This window comes from Dehalococcoidia bacterium, assembly GCA_041649635.1.
Lineage (GTDB): Bacteria > Chloroflexota > Dehalococcoidia > E44-bin15 > E44-bin15 > JAYEHL01.
The window spans coordinates 311,723-336,651 of sequence record JBAZMV010000001.1; the positions used below are offsets into that span (position 1 = coordinate 311,723).

General features: G+C 52.3%; 22 protein-coding genes and 1 other RNA gene. 17 read left to right on the top strand and 6 right to left on the bottom strand.

The window, feature by feature from the left end; translation table 11 throughout:
* Positions 1-31: 31 nt before the first annotated feature.
* From WC562_01495 to WC562_01520, 6 genes are all read left to right on the top strand, one after another.
* Positions 32-1,201, top strand: coding sequence for a S41 family peptidase (locus WC562_01495; protein ID MFA5054834.1), 1,170 nt, complete (start codon positions 32-34; stop codon positions 1,199-1,201).
* A gap of 77 nt (positions 1,202-1,278) precedes the next feature.
* On the top strand, positions 1,279-1,731 hold the full coding sequence (gene smpB, locus WC562_01500) for an SsrA-binding protein SmpB (protein ID MFA5054835.1): 453 nt from the start codon (positions 1,279-1,281) through the stop codon (positions 1,729-1,731).
* A 183-nt stretch (positions 1,732-1,914) separates the two neighbouring features.
* Positions 1,915-2,262: a transfer-messenger RNA gene (gene ssrA / locus WC562_01505) on the top strand.
* A gap of 189 nt (positions 2,263-2,451) precedes the next feature.
* On the top strand, positions 2,452-2,814 hold the full coding sequence (locus WC562_01510; protein MFA5054836.1) for a DUF2089 domain-containing protein: 363 nt from the start codon (positions 2,452-2,454) through the stop codon (positions 2,812-2,814).
* The gene (locus tag WC562_01515) at positions 2,811-3,089 is read left to right on the top strand and encodes a hypothetical protein (protein ID MFA5054837.1); all 279 of its coding nucleotides are present in this window, start codon (positions 2,811-2,813) and stop codon (positions 3,087-3,089) included. Before WC562_01510 ends, WC562_01515 begins: the two co-directional genes overlap by 4 nt.
* 26 nt (positions 3,090-3,115) lie before the next feature.
* Positions 3,116-3,559: a hypothetical protein gene (locus WC562_01520; GenBank protein MFA5054838.1), complete on the top strand. Its 444-nt coding sequence runs from the start codon at positions 3,116-3,118 to the stop codon at positions 3,557-3,559.
* Between the two features lie 102 nt (positions 3,560-3,661).
* Here WC562_01520 and WC562_01525 read toward each other — a convergent pair whose 3' ends face one another.
* Together WC562_01525 and WC562_01530 are read right to left on the bottom strand one after the other, a co-directional pair.
* Positions 3,662-4,300 (bottom strand): hypothetical protein, encoded by a 639-nt coding sequence (locus tag WC562_01525; GenBank protein ID MFA5054839.1) that lies wholly within the window; start codon positions 4,298-4,300, stop codon positions 3,662-3,664.
* Between the two features lie 193 nt (positions 4,301-4,493).
* Positions 4,494-4,682 (bottom strand): zinc-ribbon domain-containing protein, encoded by a 189-nt coding sequence (locus WC562_01530; protein MFA5054840.1) that lies wholly within the window; start codon positions 4,680-4,682, stop codon positions 4,494-4,496.
* Between the two features lie 109 nt (positions 4,683-4,791).
* On the opposite strand from WC562_01530, the gene WC562_01535 reads away from it, so the two are divergent.
* From WC562_01535 to WC562_01565, 7 genes are all read left to right on the top strand, one after another.
* Positions 4,792-5,208 (top strand): DUF3795 domain-containing protein, encoded by a 417-nt coding sequence (locus tag WC562_01535; protein MFA5054841.1) that lies wholly within the window; start codon positions 4,792-4,794, stop codon positions 5,206-5,208.
* Positions 5,209-5,213: 5 nt separating this feature from the next.
* Positions 5,214-5,987 carry an exodeoxyribonuclease III gene (locus WC562_01540; protein ID MFA5054842.1) on the top strand — a complete coding sequence of 258 codons (774 nt, stop codon included), beginning with the start codon at positions 5,214-5,216 and terminating at the stop codon, positions 5,985-5,987.
* 186 nt (positions 5,988-6,173) lie between these two features.
* Positions 6,174-8,399: an acetyl-CoA decarbonylase/synthase complex subunit alpha/beta gene (acsB, locus tag WC562_01545; protein ID MFA5054843.1), complete on the top strand. Its 2,226-nt coding sequence runs from the start codon at positions 6,174-6,176 to the stop codon at positions 8,397-8,399.
* A gap of 193 nt (positions 8,400-8,592) precedes the next feature.
* Positions 8,593-9,558, top strand: a complete 966-nt coding sequence (locus WC562_01550) for an acetyl-CoA decarbonylase/synthase complex subunit delta (GenBank protein MFA5054844.1) — start codon at positions 8,593-8,595, stop codon at positions 9,556-9,558.
* Positions 9,559-10,887: an acetyl-CoA decarbonylase/synthase complex subunit gamma gene (acsC, locus tag WC562_01555; protein ID MFA5054845.1), complete on the top strand. Its 1,329-nt coding sequence runs from the start codon at positions 9,559-9,561 to the stop codon at positions 10,885-10,887.
* A gap of 4 nt (positions 10,888-10,891) precedes the next feature.
* On the top strand, positions 10,892-11,656 hold the full coding sequence (locus tag WC562_01560) for an AAA family ATPase (GenBank protein MFA5054846.1): 765 nt from the start codon (positions 10,892-10,894) through the stop codon (positions 11,654-11,656).
* 4 nt (positions 11,657-11,660) lie between these two features.
* On the top strand, positions 11,661-12,584 hold the full coding sequence (locus WC562_01565) for a dihydropteroate synthase (protein ID MFA5054847.1): 924 nt from the start codon (positions 11,661-11,663) through the stop codon (positions 12,582-12,584).
* A gap of 262 nt (positions 12,585-12,846) precedes the next feature.
* Here the strand turns inward: WC562_01565 and mutL are convergent, their stop codons facing one another.
* The 4 genes from mutL to mutS form a co-directional block, all read right to left on the bottom strand.
* Positions 12,847-14,550 (bottom strand): DNA mismatch repair endonuclease MutL, encoded by a 1,704-nt coding sequence (mutL, locus tag WC562_01570; GenBank protein MFA5054848.1) that lies wholly within the window; start codon positions 14,548-14,550, stop codon positions 12,847-12,849.
* A gap of 6 nt (positions 14,551-14,556) precedes the next feature.
* Positions 14,557-14,751 (bottom strand): hypothetical protein, encoded by a 195-nt coding sequence (locus WC562_01575; GenBank protein ID MFA5054849.1) that lies wholly within the window; start codon positions 14,749-14,751, stop codon positions 14,557-14,559.
* Positions 14,752-14,797: 46 nt separating this feature from the next.
* Positions 14,798-15,115, bottom strand: a complete 318-nt coding sequence (locus WC562_01580) for a hypothetical protein (GenBank protein MFA5054850.1) — start codon at positions 15,113-15,115, stop codon at positions 14,798-14,800.
* A 221-nt stretch (positions 15,116-15,336) separates the two neighbouring features.
* Complete coding sequence (mutS, locus tag WC562_01585) at positions 15,337-17,898, bottom strand: DNA mismatch repair protein MutS (protein ID MFA5054851.1); 2,562 nt, start codon at positions 17,896-17,898, stop codon at positions 15,337-15,339.
* A gap of 172 nt (positions 17,899-18,070) precedes the next feature.
* Here mutS and WC562_01590 point away from each other — a divergent pair, with 172 nt between their 5' ends.
* From WC562_01590 to WC562_01605, 4 genes are all read left to right on the top strand, one after another.
* Entirely contained in the window at positions 18,071-19,372 is a 1,302-nt protein-coding gene (locus tag WC562_01590) for a hypothetical protein (GenBank protein MFA5054852.1), read from the top strand.
* A gap of 80 nt (positions 19,373-19,452) precedes the next feature.
* A complete protein-coding gene (locus tag WC562_01595) occupies positions 19,453-21,618 on the top strand; it encodes a DUF2298 domain-containing protein (GenBank protein ID MFA5054853.1) in 2,166 nt (721 codons plus the stop codon).
* A 94-nt stretch (positions 21,619-21,712) separates the two neighbouring features.
* Entirely contained in the window at positions 21,713-22,960 is a 1,248-nt protein-coding gene (locus tag WC562_01600; GenBank protein MFA5054854.1) for a glycosyltransferase family 39 protein, read from the top strand.
* On the top strand, positions 22,957-24,894 hold the full coding sequence (locus tag WC562_01605; GenBank protein MFA5054855.1) for a glycosyltransferase family 39 protein: 1,938 nt from the start codon (positions 22,957-22,959) through the stop codon (positions 24,892-24,894). Before WC562_01600 ends, WC562_01605 begins: the two co-directional genes overlap by 4 nt.
* Positions 24,895-24,929 lie beyond the last annotated feature (35 nt).

A 24,929-nucleotide genomic window follows, 5' to 3' on the forward strand; every position in this document is an offset into this window, starting at 1 on the left:
TGTACAGCATCAACAGCAAACAGGAAATAGCATGAAACTAAACCGAACGATACCGACTCTAACGCTGGCAGTTCTAATCGCACTATCATTTGTCGCCGGTTTCGCTTATTCTTCGCTGGTAATAAATCCTAGCGGTCAACTGCCCGACGAGTTCGACTCGCTGGTCGAAATCTGGACACAATTAAAGCAGAATTATGTAAATCAAAGCGCTCTCGATGCCGGGACACTTGCTCAGGGCGCCATATACGGCATGCTCAACGCACTTGGTGATCCATACACCACATACTACTACGATTATGAAGAATTCTATGATTACCTCGAAGGTTCATTCGAGGGCATCGGGGCTTACGTTTCCAGGGAGGACGGCTGGATAATCATAGTCTCCCCTATCAAGGGCAGCCCGGCGGAAGCGGCGGGGATCAGAGCGGGCGATGTGATACTGGAGATCGACGGAGAGCCCGCCGATGACATCACAGTTACCGAAGCGGTAATGAAGATAAGAGGACCCAAAGGAACCACCGTGATACTCCTCATCCGACACGAGGGTGAGAGCGACCCCGTAGAGATACATATTGTGCGCGATACTATTACGCAGCCCAGTGTAGATTATGAATCCTTGCCCGATAATATCGGATACATATGGATATCGCAGTTTACCAGCGAAACTACATACGAATTTCAGACAGCCTTAAACGACGCTATGGGCGACGGTAATAAAGGGCTTATCCTGGACATGAGAGGCAATCCCGGCGGTTTTCTTGATGTTGTCGCTGATATCGCCGATGAATTTCTCGACAGTGGTATTATCTTATACGTAGCTAATGACGATCTGGAGATATTCGAAGAGTACGCGGCAGAGCCCGGCGGACTCGCCGTCAACATGCCTCTCACCGTCCTCGTCGATGGAGGCAGCGCCAGCGGCAGCGAGGTGCTCGCTGGCGCGATGCAGGATCATGATCGCGCCGCCATCATAGGCACACAGACCTACGGCAAAGGCAGCGTTAACTGGCCTATAGAGCTCAGCGACGGCTCCGCGCTGTATATAACCGTGTCACGCTGGCTGACGCCCGATAAAAATCTAATAGAGGGCGTCGGCATCACTCCGGACTACATTGTGGAATTCAGCGAGGAAGACTGGGACAACGACATCGACAACCAGCTCGATTATGCGATCGAGTATATGAAATCATTGATTCAATGATACCGCATCTAGTTTGCTCTATTTATCCATCGGCCTGGTACATTTGTCGCCATTTGCATTGAGTGTTAAAATATATTATGAAGCTGATAGCCAATAACCGCAAAGCTTACCACGATTACATTATCCTTGAAAGCTTCGAGGCTGGCATTATCCTGACCGGCACCGAGATCAAATCGATAAGGGCGGGGCGGGTCAATTTAAAAGAAGGGTACGCCCGGCCGGACGGCGGCGAGATGTGGCTGTACAATGTCCATATCTCTACATACGACCCGGGCAGCAGGTACAACCACGAGCCCACTCGCACCAGGAAGCTGCTGCTCCATCACAACCAGATAAATGAATTGGCTGGAAAGGCCACGCAGAAGGGATTTACGTTAGTCCCGCTAAAGCTGTACCTTAACAAAAAAGGAATCGCAAAGGTGGAGATCGGCCTGGCCAGGGGCAAGAAGGTCTACGACAAGCGTGAGACCATGAGCCAACGCCAGGCGGACCGCGACATGGAACGCGCCATAAAAACCAATAAGCGATAGCTATCGTCTATTGAACCGGTGGGCTTCCATCGCTGTACCGAATGCTATTCCAATATAGAAGTGCCGAGAGGTGCAGGATACTTCCTGCCGGGGTTTTAGGGGTGTCCCCTAATTCTTTTACATTTCCCCCAAGATTGGGGGATAAAAGGGGGTTGATTTGCACAATCTGCATTCTCTAATATCGGGGACGAGTGGTTTCGACAGAGTTGGAGTGCTCCAGGATTGCAGGCCGAGCCGCCATTAACTCGTAAAACTGGTGGCAAAAAAGTAACTGACAAAGAATTCGTCTACGCTAGCTAAGCGCTGACACACCACCCGACTTTCACCCGGCGAACGAGGGCTGGTGACGATTAGCCGGGATGCGGCGAGCGCAACGCCGATAGCGTCCGCCAAAGTAAAAACTCGGCTGGTTTGGGCATGCGCGGCCGACAGTGCATGTTCAGGCGAGAAAACAATCGCCGGCTAAGCTTGTAGTACATCCGGAGTTGGACTTCTCTGGACGGGGAGTTCGACCCTCCCCCGTCTCCACCAGACAATTCGAGCCTCTGTTTTTATAAAATCAGGGGCTCTTTTGTTATCCCCATATAAAAAGACTCGCCCGTCGAAATAAACCGCTCTAATCAAAGAAAAAGGCAATGCAGTATTGACATTATTGATTTTTATGGTATTATATATTAAGAATATTAATTATCAACTCAAAAATATTAATGGCGGTGAAAAATGGCTCAAGAATGGCAGAAGCTGACAAAGATGACCCAGGGCAAACCGGTAACGGTCGAACGTGTTCGCTTGATTGACAGCGACATAGCTATCGAGGGCAGCTTTACGCTCCCGCCTCTGGCCAACCTGCCGGCGGAGGACCAGGTCTTTGTTATAACCTTCGTCCGCTGTCACGGCTCCATCAAGGAGATGGAGGAGATGTTCGGCATAAGCTACCCCACCGTGAAGAACCGGATCAACCGCATCGCCCAGCAGCTCGAGCTTGTCGAAACCGTGGATGTCCTGCCCGTCGAAGAAGTGATCGGCGAGCTCGAGAACGGGAAGATATCGGCCGACGAGGCCATAAGGAGGTTATCGAAATGAATCGACCACCCGTCTGGATACGCATTAAAATTCAGGGAGAACGAGGGGGTTTCAGGCTGTGGTTGCCGCTCTTTCTGCTGCTGCCGCTGGCGCTGGTAGTCCTGATCATCCTCTCGCCATTAATACTGATCGCCGTCATTGTTCTTTGGCCCAGCGGCTGGGGAAGATGGGCGCTGGCCGTCCTGAGAGCCGCCTACAACGTATTGTGCTCAATACGCGGCCTTAAGGTCGATATCCAAAGCCGCCGCGAAACCGTGTATATCTCGATACAATAATAAATATCAATGAGGAGGATACTTCCATGTCTGAGAATAGAAAGAAGATACTGGAGATGCTGGCCGAGAACAAGATAAGCGTTGACGATGCCTATCGCCTGCTTAATACTATCGATTCCGCGGAGGGCGGACGGGAAAGCACGCCGAAATCGGGAACGGCGGTTAAGGACAAGCCTAAATATCTGCGGGTCACTATATTACCCGATCCCGAACACGAGAAAAGCCAGGATGTCGATCGCGTCAACGTGCGCGTGCCCATGTCGCTGCTGCGCGCCGGCATCAAGCTGACCTCACTGATTCCCACCGAGGCCAGGGAAAAAGTAGACGGGGCGTTGAAGGACAAAGGCATCGATTTCAACACGCGTAATATGAAGCCGGAAGACATTGAGGAGCTTATCGAGTCTTTAAGCGAGCTTGAAGTAGATATAGTTAGCAGCAAAGGGGAAAAGGTAAAGGTTTTTGTCGAGTAGAGAATTATTCGACCCTCCCCCACCTCCACCAGAAATAAAAGAGCCTCTGGCTTTATGTAAACCAGAGGCTCTTTTGTTATGAATCTTCCAAATGCCTATGGGCTAATTACCTTCTTCGTCTGCTAGCCCTCCAGTATATCTTGTTATTACATCAGCCAATTTTTCAAATATAAATTTTCCAAGATCATCGCTAACCTTTTTGATAAACTTAGCATCCTCTTCCAGATCAGCCACGCTGACAAGTTCAGGGTCACTGTCTGCCCATCCAATTTTTCTCCATTTCGCATTCCTTGTCCAACTAAGGCGATGTGCTCGGTCATCGGTTCGATCCTGCATAGACCAAGTGGAGTGGACTATCCGATTACGTTTTTTACTGGCTTTATCTATCCTGTCAAACAAATCATCCAATTCTCGTATGCTTTCATCATTACTCAACGCTTCAGGTTTTAACTTGTTTGTACTACCTAGTGACATATCACAGATCTCACGTAATTTATCAGCACTACGTAGTCTGTACGCGCAAATCCCATGCAAGGCAATGGAAAGGTCTGAAAATGTCAGCGCATGCGCAAACGTGCTCACCAACTCGGGTGCATCTCCAAATAATAGACTCATGTACATTACCATTTGCTCTTCAAGCGCAGCGCTAACAACGACCACTTTGCCAATGGCTTTCAGATGTTCATCAGTAGGTCCTTCCATTCCGAAAGCACCGTTATCATCATTTGCTTCATTTCCCATTCGACTATTCCTTTGCTTGGTAGCTATCTGCCTTCCCACCAATCTACAATCTTAGCTTGTTAAATAAACCGCTCGAACTGTTCTTTTTTAGCCTTGCATATGGGACAGACGTCCTGCGAGCAGCTATTCCCTAGCACACAGGTACCTACAGACAGGGCATCTCCGTAGAGGATGAGAACTAGATGATCATTCTCTATTTCTTTACGGTTTTCTTCGCAGTCTTCTTTACGGGCTTCTTTGCGCTCTTCGCACTTGCGGAACTCACGCCCGTTGTTTTATGGCATACAATCTTATCGCCGCACATCGGGCAGAACTTCCAGTCCGTCCTGATCTCATACCTGCACACCTTGCACTTTACGATAGCTGCTATCTTTTTCTGCATATCACACCTCCAAAAGGTTTATGTCTACGCTGATAGATTATTCCTCGCCCCAAGCATTAGTCAAGTATTCATACATCAATAAATCAGTTATTATATTCTCGGCACTAACATGAAACGAGCACTTAACGAAAAACTGATCGCACCATGCGGCATGAACTGCGGCGTTTGCATGGCTTATTTGAGAGAGAAAAACAGATGCCCCGGCTGCCGCGGCAACGATACGGATAAGCCTATCTCTTGCGTTCGATGCAAGATTATAAACTGCGAGACGCTGGCAAAGAGCAAGTCAAAATTCTGTTTTGAATGCGAAAAGCGCTGCGCCAGATTGAAACAATTAGATAAACGCTATCGCACGAAATACGGCATGAGCATGATCGAGAACCTAGAATTTATAAGGGACAAAGGCATGGACAAGTTCCTGCGCTGGCAGGCCGAGAAATACAAATGTCCGAAATGCGGCGGCGTCATCTGCGTTCACAACAAAAAGTGCTACGACTGTAATTACATCGAAAGCGGGAGCAGTTAAAAGAAATGGCTGAACTCACTATCCTGTCATGGAACGTGAACGGCATCCGCGCCGTATATAAGAAGGGCTTCGTCGACTGGCTTACGGATGCAAGCCCGGACATACTGTGCGTGCAGGAGACCAAGGCTGCGGAGGACCAGATGCCTTTAGATCTGAAGATGATTGAAGGCTATCATGCCTTCTTCTGCTCAGCCGAGAAGAAAGGCTACAGCGGCGTCGCGATATACACAAAGACAAAGCCGGCATCGATTGCGACGGGTTTCGGCATCCCGCGTTTCGACGGTGAGGGCCGTGTATTGATTGCCGATTACGATAGTTTTCTACTATTCAATATCTACTTCCCCAACGGCAAGATTTCTCCTGAGCGATTGCAGTACAAGCTTGATTTCTACGACGCGTTTCTGGATTATGTCAATGACATGGTAAATATGGGCAGGAACGTCATCATATGCGGCGATGTGAATACCGCGCACAAGGAGATCGACCTGGCACGCCCCAGGGAGAACGAAAAGGTATCGGGTTTCCTGCCCGTCGAGCGTGCATGGCTCGATAAATTTATCGACAATGGATACTTGGACACGTTCAGGCAGTTCGACGGTTCCCCGGGACGCTACACTTGGTGGGACTTGAAAAGCGGCACACGGGAGCGCAACGTTGGCTGGAGGATCGACTACTTCTTCGTGAACTCCGGGTTTATCGGCAAAGTGAAGCGTGCATACATCCTGCCCGACGTTACAGGGTCCGACCACTGCCCTATCGGCATAGCGATCGAAGTATAGCTTGTCGTCAGGAAGCTCCTTTTTCAATTCGAAAGTTGCTCTGAATCCATTTCGATGATAGAATAGACCTATAACATCAAATTTATTCGCGTCGTTCACTACATCCGCTGATAACTGCCCCGGTAAACTATCATGATCCAGACTCCAGCCGATATCGATGCGTAAATACAAACTAGAGGAGATAATATGTCTAAACTTGTAGCAACTCTAGCGATAAGCGGCGCCCACAAAGTCGTAAATAAAGCTGACGCAATGCTTAAAAGCGCAATTGAGAAACACGGTCCGGACGCGCCTGTGGCCTTCGTGGACCGCGATGGAGCGGGTACAACATACGGCCTACCTCTCATATACGCCATAACTGGCAAGAAGATAGCGAAGCTCGGCGACATGCCCGCGATACTCGATGCGGCCAAAGGCATGCTGACCCCGGTACCCGACGGCGAAACGGTGCAGCCCGATATCGGCAATGCCCTCAATGCAGGCGTGGCGACACTATTTGCCGAGGAGATGATCAAAGGCGTCGAGTTCGTTGAGGGTAAGCAGCCGGAGGAAAGGGACGGATACAAATATAATGGGCCTATAAGCGACGTGCAGACGCGCGCCTGGGGCGTAGCCATGGTGGACGGATCGATGCCGGGGTTCGCCGTCATCGTCGGCGCCGCTAAGAACAACGAGGTGGCGGTCAAGATAGTGCGCGAACTGCAGTCGCGCGGCCAGCTTATTTTCCTGTCATCAATGTCCGACGGAAAATCGATTGTCGACCAGTTACTGGAGGAAGGCGTCGAGCTGGGATACAACACCTACACCGCGCCCCTCGGCAGCGACACCGAGTCCGCCATATACGCCGCGGGCTACGCCGCCAGGGCCGCCATGAGCTTCGGCAACATACCGGCGGGCAACGCCAAGGACATTATCGAATATAATAAGAACCGCTGTCTGGCTTACGTTCTGTGTCTGGGCCCGCTGGACGATATCAAGGTGGCGACGGGTGCCGGAGCGCTTAACTTCGGCTTCCCCATAATCTGCGATACCGATATACCCGATCTCGAGGGCGTAGAGGACGTAATTATCAGCATGCCTTTCGACGATATCCCCGGCGCGGATGACATGGAGCGAGCGCGCAAGCTGGTGCAGCGCTGCATCGAGGCGCGCGGTATTAAACTAAAGATCGCCGAGGTGCCCATCCCTGTGTCCTTCGGTCCGGCGTTCGAGGGCGAGATAGTGCGCCGCAACGATATGCAGGCGGAATGGGGCGGCAAGAACGCGGCCGGCCTGGAGTGGCTGCGGATGAGGGCTATGGACGACATCGAGGACGGCAAGGTAACCGTCGTCGGCCCCGAGGTAACCGAACTGGAAGAGGGCTCGGCCAATCCGATTGCCGTTATCGTGGAAGTAGCCGGCAGCAAAATGGAGAAAGATTTCGAGCCGGTGCTGGAGCGGCAGATACACAATTTCGTTAACTGCGCCGAGGGCGTGCAGCACATCGGGCAGAGGGACATCGTCTGGATACGCATCAGCAAGAAAGCGGCCTCTGCCGGTTTCCGTTTAAAGCACCTTGGCGATATCATACACGCCAGCCTGCACAACGATTTCGGCGCTATCGTCGATAAGGTTCAGGTAACGATATATACCGAGAAAGCTCAAGTGGAAAAGTTCACAGTACAAGCGCGCGAGGTCTACCGCGAGCGCGACGAGCGCATGGCCGGCATAACCGACGAGGCCGTCGATACGTATTACAGCTGTACGCTGTGCCAGTCGTTCGCCCCTAACCACGTCTGCATAATCCCGCCTGAGCGCACCGGGCTCTGCGGCGCATACTCATGGCTCGATTGTCGCGCCGCTTTCGAGATAAATCCCACCGGCCCCAACCAGCCCGTGCCTAAGGGAACAATTGTCGACGCGGAGAAGGGCGAATGGGAAGGGGTCAACAATTTCGTTTTCGAGCGCTCCAACCGCAGCTTCGACCGCTTCACCTTCTATTCCATAATGGACGCGCCGATGACCACCTGCGGCTGCTGCGAGGCGGTCACCATGCTCATCCCTGAGGCTAACGGATTTGTAGTAGTCTCGCGCGACGACCCGAGCATGACGCCCGCCGGGATGACCTTCACCTCGATGATGGGAACCGTCGGAGGTGGTCAGCAGACGCCGGGGATGATGGGACACAGCAAGCGCTGGCTCGCCAGTCCCAAATACATACCGTTCGAGGGCGGGTTAAAGCGCGTAGTCTGGTTGTCGAAGAACATCAAAGAAGAGTTCGCCGACGAGCTCAAGGAAGCCTGCGAACGGCTGGGCGCGCCCGACCTGATGGATAAGGTCGCGGACGGCGACAGCGCAACCACTCTGGAGGAGCTTCTGCCATTTCTGGAGAAAAAGGGGCATCCCGCGCTGACCATGGAGCCGCTGATTTAAAAAGATGACTATATCGCCACATCTGGCAATAGTAAGAAGAGGTGCAGGAGATTTTTCTCCTGCCGGGGTTTTAGGGGTGTCCCCTATTTTTTAGAGTCCCCCAAGAATGGGGGATACAGGGGGTTGATAACCTTCATCTATCAGTTCCATAATTAATGCATCCGTAACTCTCGAACCGTAAAGGAGAAGATACATGTCGGCAGTACAGGTACCAATCGAGAAATGGACCGGCAAGGTGCACCAGGTCACGCTGGGCGGCCAGGGCGGGCGCAAGTCAGTAACCGTAGGCGGAGAGAGCACGCTGCCGTTCCTGCTGTTCGAAGGCGTAATGCCGAACAAGCCCGCGGTCGCCATCGAGATCCTCGATTGTAAACCGGACGACTGGGCCTATAATCTGTTAGCTGCGTGGGGCGACGCCGTATCGGACACGGCGAAATGGGCCAAAAAGGTCGTGGAATTCGGCGCCGACATTGTAACGTTGCGACTGCGCAGCGCTCATCCGGAAGTAGCCGACACCGGAATCGAGCAAGCAAAGAAGAGCGTAGACGCGGTACTCTCCGCCGTCGATGTTCCCATAATCATTCTTGGCCCCGGGGTAACGGAAAAGGACGCAGAGGTGCTGCGAGCCGCGTCTGAAACCGCCCGCGGACAGCGTGTGGCGCTGGGCAACTGCGAGGAGAAGAATTACCGCACCATAGCGGCGAGCTGCATCGCCGACGGGCATGTGGCCATCGGTCATACGCCGCTCGATATCAATCTGGCAAAACAGCTCAATATCCTGCTGCACGAGGTGGGCCTGCCTCTCGACGCGATACTGATGGACCCCGATGTCGGAGCGCTGGGCTACGGGCTGGAATATTCCTATTCGGTCATGGAGCGCCTCAAACTGGCCGCGCTGGGAGGGGACAAGATGGCCGCCATGCCCATGACCTGCAATGTGGGAGCTGAATCGTGGCGGCAAAAGGAAGCGAAGGCCACGGAGAACGTCCCCGAGGGCTGGGGCGATAACGAGCGGCGCGCGATTATTTGGGAGAAAATAACAGCGATGGCGATGCTGCATGCCGGGGCTGATATCATCACGCTGCGGCATCCAGGCACTGTCGAAGCTATAAAGAAGACAATCGACAAACTGATGGGCTCCCGACAGGAGGAGAGATAAATGGCACTCACAGGCGTTCAAATATACAAGTACCTGCCCAAAACCAACTGCAAGGACTGCGGCTTCCCCACATGTATGGCCTTCGCCATGAAGCTGGCTGGCAAGTCCGTCGAGCTCTCGCTCTGCCCCCACGTTTCAGAGGAGAGCAAGAAGCAGCTTGAGACCGCGTCAAGGCCGCCGATACGGCTGGTAACGATCGGCACAGGCGATAGCAAGGTGGAGGTCGGCAACGAGACCGTGATGTTCCGCCACGAGAAGACCTTCTTCCACAAGACAGGTCTTTTCATGCGGATAAAAGACACCGAGACCATCGATAATGTCGCGAAGCTGGCTGACGATATTTCAAGCTACAGCGTCGAGCGCGTGGGCAAGGTTTTCAAGCTCGATGGAATCGCTGTCGATAACGCTTCGGGTGATGCGGACGCGTTTGTAAAATGTGTTGAAGCGACAACGACCAAATCGAACCTGCCCTTAATTCTTATGTCAAATAATGTTTCGTCGTTAGACAAAGTGCTGGAGATAACCGCCGCTGCGAAGCCGCTGATATACGCCGCGACCAGGGACAACTACAAAGAGATGTCAGAATTGGCTAAGAAATACAGTTGCCCGCTGGCCATATACGAACCGGGCGGGCTCGACACTCTCGCGGAGCTTTCGCAGCAGATGATAGATGCGGACGTTCAGGATATTGTGCTGGACCCAGGAGCGCGTGACTTCGGCGCATCGCTCACGGCTTTGACTCAGATCAGGAGGACCGCAATCAAGGCCGGCTTCGAACCACTGGGCTTCCCCACCATAGCCTTCCCCGGCGAAGACGCTACGCTCGCGGCACAACAAATCGCGAAATATGCATCCATCGTGGTGCTTGACCGTTTCGATCCTGCTGAAATCTATTCACTGATCACGCTGCGCCTGAACATATACACCGACCCGCAGAAGCCGATACAGATGACCCCGGGCATCTACCAGGTGGGAACCCCCGATGCACAAAGCCCTCTCGGGGTCACCACGAACTTCTCCCTGACCTACTTCTCCATCGCCGGTGAGTTCGAGGCCGCCGGCTTCCCGGCATGGCTCCTGGTATGCGATACGGAGGGGCTCTCCGTGCTCACCGCCTGGGCCGCGGGCAAGTTCGATGCCGCACGGATCGGACGCGCGTTTAAGGCTTCGGGAATGGGCGATAAGATCAAACATAAGAATCTCATTATTCCGGGCGGCGTGGCCATCATCAAAGGCGAGCTCGAGGATGAGCTTCCCGGCTGGACGATAATGGTGGGGCCGCGCGACGCCGCTGATATCGGCGGATACCTCAAGCGCAACTGGAAATAAGAAAATGACGACGACCATAGCCATAGCGGGCAAGGGCGGCGTCGGCAAGACATCCATAGCCGCCCTGCTTATCGATCTGCTGTCAGAGAAAGGCACTGTTCTCGCCATCGACGGCGACCCGAGCTCCAATCTGCACATGGCTCTGGGGCTGCCTTTAGAAGAGACCATCGGCAGCATACGGGAAGGAATGCTCGACAGCAAGACTATCGGACGCAGCGGCATACCGAAGCCGGACTATCTGGAATTCAAAGTCAGGGAGGCGCTGGTCGAGTCCGGTAAAATCGACCTGCTGGCCATGGGGCGCCCGGAGGGGCCCGGGTGTTACTGCGCCGCCAACAACTGGCTGCGAAACAGCATCGACCGGCTGGCGGGCAATTACGACTACGTTGTAATCGATAACGAGGCCGGCATGGAGCATATCAGCCGCCAGACTACACGCAACGTGGACATCCTGCTGATAGTGTCAGACCCTTCGATAAGGGGGATTACAGCCGCGGCGCATACGAAAGACCTGATCGGCGAGATACGCAGCCGTGTCAGCAGGATCGGATTGATAGTCAACAAAGTTCGAGACGGGATACCGGCACAAATCAAGCAGGCGATCGACACAGCGGGGCTCGATATTATCGGGGCTATACGGGAAGACGCTAACGTGCTCGACCTGGAGATAAACGGCAAGCCATTGATCGAACTGCCCGCCGATTCACCTTTGCGTCTGGGCGTTGAAGATCTGGTAGCCAGTCTCGATTTGATCTCAGTTAAAGGATAAAGCTATGTTCATACCTATCGGCGAATGCATTCATATTATCAATAAAGAGGTCAGGGCCGCCATCGATAATCGCGATGCGGACTTCATCCGGAAACTGGCCATTAAGCAGGTTGACTGCGGGGCTAAAATGCTCGACCTTAACATCGGCCCGCAGAAGAAGGCCGGGCCGGAGATAATGGACTGGATTGTCAACGCCGTTCAGGAGGTCGTTGACGTTCCGCTGTCGCTGGACACGACCAACGCAGAGGCCATCGAGGCCGGGCTTAAAGTTTGTAAGCGCAAGCCTATCATCAACAGCACCAACGCCGACCCCAAGCGAATGAGCGTGCTGTTCCCCCTCGCCGCTAAGTATGATGTAGGCATCATTACGTTGACGCTTCGCGCCACCGGATTGCCCGTCAGCGCCGACGAGCGGGCTCAGATACTGGTCGAGGACCTGCTGCCCGCGGCCGAGGCTGCCGGACTGCCGATGCAAAATATCTACGTCGACCCGCTGGCTATGACGGTGAACGGCACGCAGGAGCACGCGCCCGAGGTGCTACAGACAGCACTGGTGGTTAAATCGATAATGGAGCCGCCGCTGCATATGACCTGCGGGCTCTCCAACGTCTCCAACGGCGCCCCCGCCGACGTGCGCAAGGTGCTAAACCGCGTCTACTTAGTAATGCTCATGGGTGCCGGCATGGATACAGCCATACTCGATCCGCTGGATAAAGAGCTGATGGACACGATCAGAATCCTGGAGAACCGCGATGATTCGACCCCTGCAGGGAAAGCATATTTAGCCCTGTATGACGCCTGTGCCGCGGGCGATGAATTCGACACATCGATACTCGACATGAGCGATGCCAAACAGGCCGAGCTGGCCAAGACCGTCGCGATACTGAATAACAAGATGATCTACGCCCACAACTACCTGCAGCTATAACCCTCACCCTGACCCTCTCCCCTGCGGAGGGTGAGGATAATAATCGGTGGGTTACACTATCGTTAAACCCACCCTACGATTCTATAGGCGACTTGGATTCCGGCCGGAGTTTATCCCGTACACCGATGCGGGACCGGAATGACGGCGACGTTGAATAGGGTGTGCAGAGGGTCTTCCCTCTGCCGGGGTTATAGGGGTGTCCCCTAACTTTTTTTATTTTCCCCCAAGAGTGGGGGATACAGGGGGTTGATTAAGTTCACAACTATGCCATACGCCCGAAGTCGCGCTCAAGCTGAGATGATGAGAAACGGATCATCGTAGGCCTGCCGTGGGGACAGGTATGCGGCGACTCGGCATTCTCCAGATCGAGGACAAGACGCGTCATCTCATCCATAGTCAACACCTTGCCGGCCCTGACCGCGCCGTGGCATGCGATCGAGGCGGCGATCTTCTCTTCCGCCTTCGACCGGTCACCCTCCTCGGAGAACGTGTCGACTATCTCATGAACCGCCTTGATGATATCGCCCTCGCCGAGCAAGGCTGGGGCGGTGCGCACCAGATAAGTCTGTCCGCCGAACGGCTCGACGGCGAATCCATAGGATTTCAGCGCTTCCTGAGCCCTTTTTAACATGCTTTCCTGGCGCGGCGAAAACTCGATGCTCACGTGCTCAAGCATACCCTGGACTGCGACATCACGCCTGGCCCGCTGCGCCATCACCTTCTCGAACAGGATACGCTCGTGAGCGGCGTGCTGGTCGATTAGATACATGCCGTCTGGCCCCTCGGCTACGATGTAGGTGGCAGCGAGCTGCCCGATGATGCGCAGTATCGGCAAGCGCGATTCCGGCAACACCCTGGGGGTTTGCTGCCCCTGCGTATGAGTTGGCTCCTCAAACAGTCGCTCCTGGAGCGCGGCTCGACCTGCCCCGACCACCGCACTGGTCGAACCTATAGGACGCGGCGCCCTTTTCGCATCGGGCACAGACGATTCCGCGACAAGCGCCGCCCGCACCGCCCGCTGCACGAGTGTGAACACCTCCCCCTCGCTGCGAAACCTGACCTCGGTTTTTGCCGGATGGACGTTGACATCAATATCGTCGGGAGGAACAGAAATGTTTAAGACAGCAATGGGATGTTTTCCTGTCATGAGCAAACCTGAGTATGCTTCTTCGGTCGCCCGGATCAAAAGTCCGCTCTTCACCCACCTGCGGTTAACGAAGAAGCTCAAGCTGTCGCGGCGGGAGCGTGCGAGGGAGGGTGGACTGACGAATCCGTATACCTGCGAGCCGCCGTCCCCGACCTGTATCATAGCCTCGGCCGTTTTCAGCCCGTATACCGCGACAAGAACGTCGCGCAGGCTGCCATTGCCCGGCGTCTGTAGAACCACCTTGCCATCGGACGTGAGCTCGAACCTGATCTCCGGATAAGCCATACTGTACTGGCTGACAAGATCCGATATGTGTGCGTTTTCGGTAGAGACCGACTTGAGGAATTTTAGGCGCGCAGGCACGTTTCGAAAGAGATTCTCTACGGTTACCGAGGTTCCCTGAGTGCCGGCTCCGCGCCCTTGCCCGGTTATCTCCCCGGCGCGCAGAACTAAGTGCGTACCGACCGAATCGTTATTCGTTTTGGTGATTATGTCAACATGAGATACGGCCGCTATACTTGGGAGCGCTTCGCCTCTGAAACCAAGGGTGGAAATGTTTTCGAGGTCTGAACTGTCACGAACCTTGCTGGTGGCATGGCGTCGGAACGCGAGAGATGCTTCATTAGAGGATATCCCGGAGCCGTTGTCAGCGACTCTGATAAACTTAACCCCGCCCTGCTTTACTTCTACCTTGATCTGAGTTGAACCGGCATCGATAGCGTTCTCTATAAGCTCTTTTACCACCGATGCCGGCCGTTCTACTACTTCACCGGCAGCTATCTGGGCGATAACTTCCGGAGCTAAGACTTCTATGGGCATCAAAGATCACTTTATCCACGCGGCCTTCTGGAAAAACAACTCGGAATACCCGCAATCCCTGCAGATGTAACAATCGAACCTGTAGTCAGGCCCCATGAAGCCGAGCCTCCCGTACATCGTCATATCCTGTCGCTCCACATTCTCGGAAGAGCATTTGCCGCATTTGGTCGGGATCACATTTATATTCTTAGGCTCTGCCATTAAGTAACCTCCTGCCGACATTCTTTCTTGTCGGCTCGACCCCGTCCTACCAGTCCTGTTTCCCTTTGGAAAACGCGGCTGTCAGGATTGCGAATATGAAGCCGACTATAGCTGCCGCAAAAGCGATATAGAAGCCGTACGCTACAAAGCTGAACAGGTCATTCACTGCCGCGTCTATCATAAACCAGACTCCTCCTCCAACAGCTACAAGCCCGGCAACTATTGATAGAATCCCTAATGTGGCTATAGCCGCCTTGCCGCCTTTAGACGCCAGCGACACGATGAAAGCAGGCAATGCAAAAACCGCCATTAGTATTCCGCCGATAAACATCATCAAAACATTAATCGCATCGCTTACTGACATATCTATCGCATCCCATCCCGACATAGACATACAAATTCCCCAGCCACATACCTCAACCCACGCCAAGAATACGCCGACCACTACCACGATACCACAGATCACAGTAATAATAGATGCTGCTATTCTCATTGTCCTGCTCCTTTCTTCTTACTGTATTCGCTCTAGACACCCTTTGCGCAATTGTACTATTAAAATCGGATTTTGGGTAGTCCTGTATAAAATTACTTATTCTGCGCCTTCTTTTTCAGCTCGTACAATTTATTCAGCGCCTCGAGCGGCGTCATCGCATCCGGCTCCAACTGCGACAATTCCTCCGAGATCTCGGACGACGCTGTATCACCGACGAAGAGTGGAAGCTGAGAAGACGAGGCCGCTTTTATCTTGCCGTTAACATGCCGCTTATCCTCAAGACCGGTAAGCACCTCCTCGGCGCGATGCACCACCGCGCGCGGCAGACCTGCGAGCTGCGCCACGTGGATGCCGTAGCTCTTGTCGGCGCCCCCCGGCAACATGCGCCGCAGGAAGATAACCCGCCCGTTCTCCTCGGCGACGGCCACGTTGAAATTCTTGACTCTCGGCAGGAAATTCGACAAATCGACCAGCTCGTGGTAATGCGTGGCGAATATGGTCTTAGCGCCCATTTTGGGATGGTTGTGTATGTATTCGGCGACGGCCTGCGCTATCGAGATGCCGTCGTAGGTGCTGGTGCCCCTCCCGATCTCGTCCAATATCAGCAGCGACCGCGGCGTGGCGTGGTTCAAAATATTGGCCGTCTCCTCCATCTCGACCATGAACGTTGAGCGGCCCGTCGACAAGTCGTCCTGAGCACCAACGCGGGTGAATATGCGGTCGACGATGCCGATAGTGGCCGCGTCCGCCGGGACGAAACTGCCAACCTGCGCCATTAACACGATGAGAGCCACCTGCCTCAGATACGTCGACTTGCCCGCCATGTTGGGCCCGGTGAGTATTATCATCTGCGTTTCATCGTTCGACAGGTAGGTGTCATTAGGTATGAAAGGCTCGCCATCCAGCATGCGCTCCACCACGGGATGACGCCCGTTAGTTATCGAGATGACGTTGCCCTCGTTCAATTCAGGCCGGACGTAGCCGGAACGCACCGCAACTTCCGCCAGCGACGAGAATACATCGATCTGAGCTATCGCCGAGGCCGTATCCAGTATGCGCTCCGCCGCAAGCCCGGTCTGCCCCAGCACCTGCCGATACAGGTTTCCTTCGAGTTCGGCGAGGCGCTCCTGCGCATTGAGGATGAGCGACTCATATTCCTTAAGCTGCGGCGTATAGAAGCGCTCGGCGTTGGCCAGCGTCTGCTTGCGGATATAATCGTCGGGCACCTGCTGCAGGTTCGTGTTCGATATCTCGATGTAATATCCGAAGACCCTGTTATAGCCGACCTTGAGCGACTTCACGCCCGTGCGCTCGCGCTCGGCGCGCTCCAGGTTCGCCAGGTAGCTCTTTGCGTCCTTAGCCGCAACCCTGATGGAATCCAGCTCCGGCGAGAACCCCGGCTTTATGACCCCGTCGCCCAGGTTCTGCGGAGGCTCATCGGCTATGGCTTTCGATATCAGTTCGACCGTTTTGCCACACGGATCGACGCTCTGAAACAGCCATGCGACATCACTCGACTGTTCCTTCTGAATCGCATCGCGCAGCTCGGACGACGCCTCGAGACTGCGGCGCAGCGCCACCACTTCTCTAGGAGTTGCGATTCCTCCCCTGATACGATTGATGATCCTTTCGATATCGACGATTTTCGCCAGGATCGACACGACTTTAGCTCGGCGGCGCGTATCGCCATGGAACCACTCCACCGCATCCAGCCTGCGGTTGAGCTGCACCACGTCCAGAAGCGGCTGCCCCACCCAGCGCCGCAGCAGCCTGGCCCCCATCGGCGTCCTGGTCAGGTCGATGACCGAGAGCAGGGAGCCCTCCCTGTCCTGGCGGAACGTCTGGAAAAGCTCCAGATTGCGGCGCGTCTGCGGGTCCAGCGTCATGAACGACTCTGTGCTGTACGTCGACAATCCGGTCAACTGCTTCAGCGCCGGCTTCTGCGTCTCACCCAGATAGTGCACGATGGCCCCGGCCGAGCGTATCGCCAGCGGCAGGCCCTCGCAGCCGTAGCCCTCAAGCGACGACGTGCCGAAATGCTCGCGCAGGAGATGCCTCGTGGCCTCCAGCTCAAAATACTGAACGTCGACGGGTGTGACCGGAGCAGCGGCCTGAACCTCTACATCCTTTGGCGCCAGTATCTCCGACGGGCGCAGGCGCTCCAGCTCCGATTGCATACGCTCAGCCGGAAGCTGCGTGGTCTGAAATTCGCTGGTGGTTATATCTGCGTAGGCGACTCCGGCCTGTTGTCCTTCTACCACTACCGACGCCAGATAGTTATTAACGTTGCCTCTCAGCAGTCCCGGCTCGACCACGGTGCCCGGCGTAACGACACGCACGACATCGCGGTCCACGAGGCCTTTGGCAGCCTTGGGATCGCTGAGCTGTTCGCAGATAGCGACCTTGTGCCCCTTGTTGATGAGCCGTGCAAGGTAGTTGTCGAGCGCGTGATACGGGATTCCCGCCAGCGGCACCTTGTTGCCCTTGCCCATCTCCCGCGCTGTGAGCACTATCTCCAACTCTTTCGACACGAGCTTGGCATCATCGTCGAACGTCTCGTAGAAATCTCCCAGGCGGAAGAACACGATGGTATCGGGATACTTCTTTTTGATACGGAGGTATTGCTGTCTAAGGGGGGTCATCTTCTCGCTCATAAAATCTATGGGTGTATTCTACAGGAAAACCACGCAATTGAGTAGAGAGGATTATCGCCTGACTTATCAAACCGCTACTAAAATCAACTGGGCAGCATCGTCCAGGGCAATATGATAGGAAACATTCCACTACTAGTGTATAATACATAAATTACACTCTGAAAGCAGCCAGATGAGCAGCGACGAGATGTCTATCGATAACCGTGCTCCCGAAGGGGAAGCTAAAATCGATGACGCCTCACCGAAGCGCCATAGTAAGTTCTCGATCAAAAGACCTCCAACATTGGGCCAGGCCTTCAGCACATTCATGCAGAAAACGCTCCCCAACAAATGGTTTCAAGCTTTATGTATAGCTGCCCTGGTTTTTGTTATCTATTTCGTCACAAGCTCGGGCTCCACACCCTACGACCACTACGTTCGTCTCGCAGACGCCTTTCTCCATGGTCGGCTTTATCTGGAAAATGCGCCTTCATGGTTAGAGCTGGCCAGATACGGAGAGAAGGGTTTCGTAATGGAACCGCCCGGACCTACCATATTCACGCTGCCCTGCGTCGCTATCTGGGGAGTCAGTACAAATCAAGCTATCATATCAATGATTGTAGGGGCTGCTGCCATAGGTTTGTTTTGGGTAGCAGCTAAGCAGCTCGGCTGGAATCTCCGATTTCGTGTAGCCATGACCGTGCTGGTAGCTCTGGGAACAAACTTCTGGTGGGTTTCCACTTGTGGCAGCGTATGGATGTTTGCCCATGTATCGGCAGTATTCTTCTTAATGGCTGCCTTGATTGAAACCACGGGAAAGAACCGCCCTTTGCTTATAGGTTTATTCGTGGGAATGGCCGGACTGTCAAGATTACCCGTTTTCCTTACCTTCCCCTTCTTTGCCTATACAGTAAGCCGGGGAATAAGTTCCCGGGGACATATAATTCGCCGTCTCGTGCTTCTCGGTAGCGCTCTAGCTATCATGGGCGGACTGTACCTTCTCTTTACCTACGGTGAGTACGGTACTATCAACTTAGGATATGAACGCGGCCAATTTGTTGACCAGCCTCTGTTTGCCAAAGGGCTCTTCAGCTTAAGCTACCTACCGCGGCAGCTGAATGCAATCCTGTTCCAAGGCCCCGTAATCAGCGATACATTCCCATTCTTCAAACCTTCGTTCATGGGCCTGGGACTTTTCTTCACCACCCCAGCCCTGCTGTACATGTTCCTGGCTCACCCGAAGGCCAGCAAGATGACGCTTGCGGCCATGTTAGCTCTCTTGCTCACTTCAATACCACTGGTGACCTATGGAGCGGTCGGTTTCCTCCAGTTTGGATATCGCTTCAGCCTGGATATACTGCCTTTCATGATTCTATTAGTGGCATCTGGCATGCGCTATCGCCTGGATGGATTTAAAATAGCTGTAATTGTCTTATGCTGCTGCATCAATCTCTGGGGAACACTATCCTTCAATAAGTTCGATTGGATGGTCTGATACTGACAGCATAGCCGTACCATCCGAGGATCGCAGATCCGCAGCGTTTAGTCGATCCTCTTAGCACAGGGTTGAATTAGATGATACAGGTGGCATATGCCGTAATCTGGTGGCTCATACTGCTGGTTATAGGGCTGATAACCTTCCCTCTGGTATCGAGGATCTGCTTAAGTCTGCCGGATAAAGGCTACTCCATCACCAAAATATTAGGGTTGCTCCTCGTAACATATCTTTCATGGCTGCTTGCCAGCATACACATACTTCAATTCGGATATGCCAACATCTCTGTCTCAGCGCTAATCCTACTAATCCTTTCTTGCTATCTGGGCAGAAAGAATTTAAACCTGAAGAATCTGCCGCTGCGCAAGATGCTGATCAGCGAGGCAATCTTCACAATCGTATTCGTGCTATTTCTGGTTTATTTACGATATAAGCCGGATATTTTCTATGCGTACACCGAAGATTTCACGGACTTTGCTTTCCTCCAATCCATTTTGCGCAGCGACTATTTCCCACCCGCTGATCCATGGCTTGCCGGCACCAGTCTTTCCTACTATTACGGTGGACAACTCGTTACTGCCATATTGACCATGATATCGAAAGTGCCGTCCTCAATATGTTATAACCTGGCAGTAGCAATGTTCCTGGGCCTTATCGCTAGTGCCTCATACGGAATCGCATATAACATCACGAAAAGGAAACTCTACGGTTTTATTGCTGTCGTTTTCATTTGTTTCGCCGGGTTCAGCTCAGGAGTATTTCAACTATTTGCCTTTGTCTTCCACCATGACCTGCTGGGCCATAGCGCTACAGGAGCAAGCAGCTTTTCTGAATGGATTCTCAATTTCGATGTAAGTGCTGGTGTGATACCTAACACTGGGAACCTGTACCCTTATGCTGCTTTTCTGCAAGGTGATTTGCATGCACATACTATAACCATCCCCTTTCAGCTTATGTACATCACACTTATATTTTCACTGCTCAGAAAAAGCGACGAAGCTATTAAGAGCACGAGATGGGATTCATTACTAACTGTACTTATATTAGGCGTTAGCTTGGGATTTTTCTCTATCATCAATACATGGGATTATCCCCTATACGCTGCATTTACATTACTCGCTTTCATACTGCTCAAGATAAAGCTCAGCAAGAAGAGCGTCTTAGGTATCATAATAGTAAGCCTTATATTGTATGTGCCTTACTTTGTTACCAGAAATTGGGGCGGGACCCATGGTATTGGTGTGGTCCACATCAGAACTGATCTAGCCGATTTCATTGAACTCTTTGCCCTGTTTTTATTCGTGGTATTTGCATTCTTCTACGTTTCACTCAAGAAACAGCTGTTTAAAGTGAGAGCGCTTATTGTAATAGCGGCTTTGACTATTGCCATAGCATTGATCTCTTTCCTAACAGATTTCCAGCTCTTATTAACCCTTATCCCTCTGATTCTGGTGCCCCTATATTGCATATGGAAAGCCCGCGGACAAAATGAGGCGGGATTTATGATGCTTTTTATACTCATGGGAGCGTTAATTGCTCTATTCTGTGAGGTTTTTTTCATAGCCGATTCCTTGCCATCTCCATGGGAAAGATTCAATACGGTTATGAAATTTTATTTACCTCTGTGGGTTTTCCTGGGTATAGCATCGGCATACGGGATATTCTGGGTGTTGGAAAATACCAAGGGAAAGCTTAAGGTCTTTTGGATTGTTCTTCTCATTGTTCTTGTTCTAGCCTCCATAATTCAGCCTGTAGGACAAACAGTGGGATGGACAAGCAGCCAACGCGACTATTTCGGGATCGGTAGAGGGACGCTAGACGGAGTAGCTTACGTTAAAACCCTAGCGCCTGACGATTACGAAGCGATTCAATGGATAAACTTAAATATAAAGGGGCAGCCTGTCATACTGGAGGCACCCGGCGAAGCGTATGATTTTTCATCACATGTTGCAACCATGACCGGATTGCCTACTGTCATAGGCTGGCTTACACATGAAGTGATGTGGCGGGGCTCCTGGGATATGGTATCAGGACGAGATACGGAAACGGATAGTATTTACAATGCTCCCGGCAGCGATGAATCGCTTGCCTTACTGAGAAAGTACAACGTTGAATACATATTTATCGGCAAGGTGGAAAAGGAGAGGTATTCGCTGGATAGTTTAACAGAGTTCGCCAACCATATCGAGAGATATGCCCTGGTTTATCAAAATCAGGACGTAGAGATATACCGAGTGAACCCGTAATAGTTGCCGCTGTCATGGTATCTGTGCGACAATATGACCACTCCAATAAATATTGGACATCAGCGTAAGTTTATCGAGTTAGAGTCAAACGAGAATGCAGACTAAAGCCTTAGAAAAACTGCAACGCTTCGCCTCTCAACGCAGATGGCAGATTGTTCTGGTCATAGCCGTTCTCGCGATATCTCTCATTATCCGACTTCTCCTTTTCCGTTATCACGGATACTATATAGACGAAAACTGCTTCAAGGCATGGTACGATACCGCTGCCAAAGGGGGACTGCATAATTTCTACACTAATACAAGTTGGTGCGATTACCCGCCATTCAACATATACATCTTCTGGATATTCGGTAATCTCGCTCATACCATAGGTCCGAACAGCTTGGACTTTCTTATCAAGCTGCCTCAAAACCTGTTCGATCTGGCCACAGCTTATCTCATCTTCCGTTTCGTCCGATCAAATTATTCCTTTCTACCCGCCCTGATTGCCATGACAGTGTATGCCTTTAATCCAGCTATCATTTTCGATCTTGCCGTGTGGGGACAATTTGACTCGATATATACCTTCTTCATGATCGCCTCTCTTTATGCACTTATGCGCTCCAGATATGAGATTTCGGGAGCACTTTTCAGCCTTGCCATACTAACCAAGCCTCAGAGTATCGTCCTTCTTCCTGTATTGGCCTATATAATACTGAGAAACGGGAGATGGAAACGCGCCATATCAAGCGGTCTGGTATCCATAGCCTCCGTCTTTCTTTTCATCGCTCCTCTCAATTGGAACGGCGGCCCGATAACCTTCTTGATCGACAAATACTCCGGATATGGCGTATACGAATATAACAGCCTTAACGCCTACAATTTCTGGGCGCTCCTTGGCTTCTGGAAGCCGGACACCATACCTCACATGGGATTGAGCTACCAGGTGTGGGGTATTATTATGTTTGTTGCTTTTGTGATTTTTATCATGTGGCAGCTTCATCGTAGATATGAGCAAAAAGCGGCGATATTTGCGGTCTTTCTGCTCATGTTCGGCTTCTTCATGCTCATGACCAGGATGCACGAGCGATATCTCTTCCCAACTCTCGCTCTTCTAGTCATGAGTTGGAATGGACGTTTTACACTTAAACGCATGACGCCGTGGCTTTATATAGGGCTAACAGGAACCTTCTTGGCCAACCTGGCTTATGTTTTATCAAAGCTGAAAGCGGAGGCCTTCATTCCGGATGGACACTGGTCCCTCTACGTTCTCGCTCCAGTTAATATAATTCTGTTCCTGTCCGCTACCATATATTTCTGGAGGATTCAGCGCCGCAAACCTGCTATTGAGGAACTTAGATGAAAACTTTGTCTGATTCTTCACCGGAGATGACATCAAAAGAAGCTACTCCCATCTCACCCGAGGCTGGAGGAAACGATAATATACATTCAACTCCAGTCCGAAGGATGTTCGCACGCCGGCGGCACCTTCTCGCACTGGCAGCCCTGGTTATTATCTTCCTTGCCACGGCTATCTGGAACCTGGGAGATATCCGCATGCCCGCCTCTGACTTCTCCCCTCAGAGTGATCCGGAGGAAGTATATTTAGACTTGGGCGATACCGTCCATGTAGACAGAGTCTACTTCCTCATTCAGGATTACAGCAGGGTTGATGTTGATATCTACTGGGGCACTGCGAACAATTGGACCTTCGCTAGAAATTCTCAGTACCACGACATCTGCCGCAAGTGGGAATATGCCGATCTGGGCCAGGATACCAGGTATATCCGTCTCGCCTTTAAAGGAAACTCCGGACTAATAGGTGAAGTGGCCGTTTTCTCGGGGGAAAACAAGCTTGCCATAAGCGGCATCTCAACAACGGGCAATGTAACGACAGCTAACGCCCTCATCGACGAGCAGCATCTTGTAAACAATCCCGGAGCATCCAGGTCAACCACGTATTTCGACGAAATATACTACGTTCGGGCGGCGGAAGCCTACCTGAATTACAATGAGATAACGGATTGGAAAGGCCAGACGAGCTGGGACCATCCGCCGCTGAGCAAGCTGATAATCGCTGCCAGTATAGGTATTTTTGGTCATAATCCATTCGCCTGGCGCATCGCGGGAGTTCTCTTTGCCGCTCTAGCAATCGTTCTCATTTTCCTGCTCGCAAGGCGCATGTTCGGGACCCCGCGGGCCGGGCTTATCGCCGCTTTCCTGCTCACATTCGACTGCATGCACTTCGCGCAGGCCAGGATCGCTACTCCGGATACTTTTATCATCCTCTTTTATATAGGAATGGTCTATTTCTTCTACCGATACTTGCAGGATACAGCTCACGGAGGCAAGTTCCTTTTCTGGAGCCTGTTATTCTTCGGCCTCGGATTTTCCACTAAGTGGTTTGTAATGTACGGCTTTGTGGGCTTGATGCTGCTGCTGGTCATTCAGAAGGTGCGCGAAAGGAAGATCGGAAAAGGTGAAATAGCCTGGTTCGTAGCCGGCCTGGGGGCATCGGTAGCCGTCTATATGTTTTCCTATATAATCTATTTTGTCGCTCCCCTGGAACACGGCAATCCTGAAAACGGCTGGTGGAAGATACAGTGGGATAGTTTCATGTTCCATTCCACTCTGTCGTCACCCCATCCAAGCGGCTCACCCTGGTACACCTGGCCACTGATGCTGAACCCGGTATGGTTCTACGTAGGATACTTCCCTAACACCCGCGCTTATATCGCCAGTTTCGGCAACGCGGCCCTGTGGTGGATGACAATACCGGCGATGACCTCTACTATGCTTATTGTCATCAACTGGTTTGCAAACAGCTTGAAGGGCAGGGCTGAGAATTCCGTCGCAGGGTCTGACTATCTCCTTTCACACGTTATAGGCAAGAAACACACCGTCATGGTAGTCATCAGATGGCTTGCCAGTATTCTGCTCCGAACCATAAATATAACTTCAAGGGTCCTCAGTCACCTATGGCGCGAGCTCGGCGACAAACGCGAGGTTGCTTTGTTTATCCTCATACCGTTCCTCGCTCAATGGCTCTTCTTTATACCTATCAGCCGGGTGGTCTTCCTATATCATTTCTATCCGAGTTTGATCTTCGTCATTCTTGCAATCACCCTGTGGGCTGAGTGGTTGTGGAAAAGATTCAGGTGGGGGAAATGGGTTGTAGAAACCTATCTTGTTCTTAATGTCGCATGCTTTATCTTCTGCTTCCCCGCAATATCAGGATTGCCCATGTCAAACGCCTACTGGGATATGATGCAATGGATGGTGCACTGGATATGGTAGGCCGGCAAATCTACGCCTGACCGGAAGCAGACATC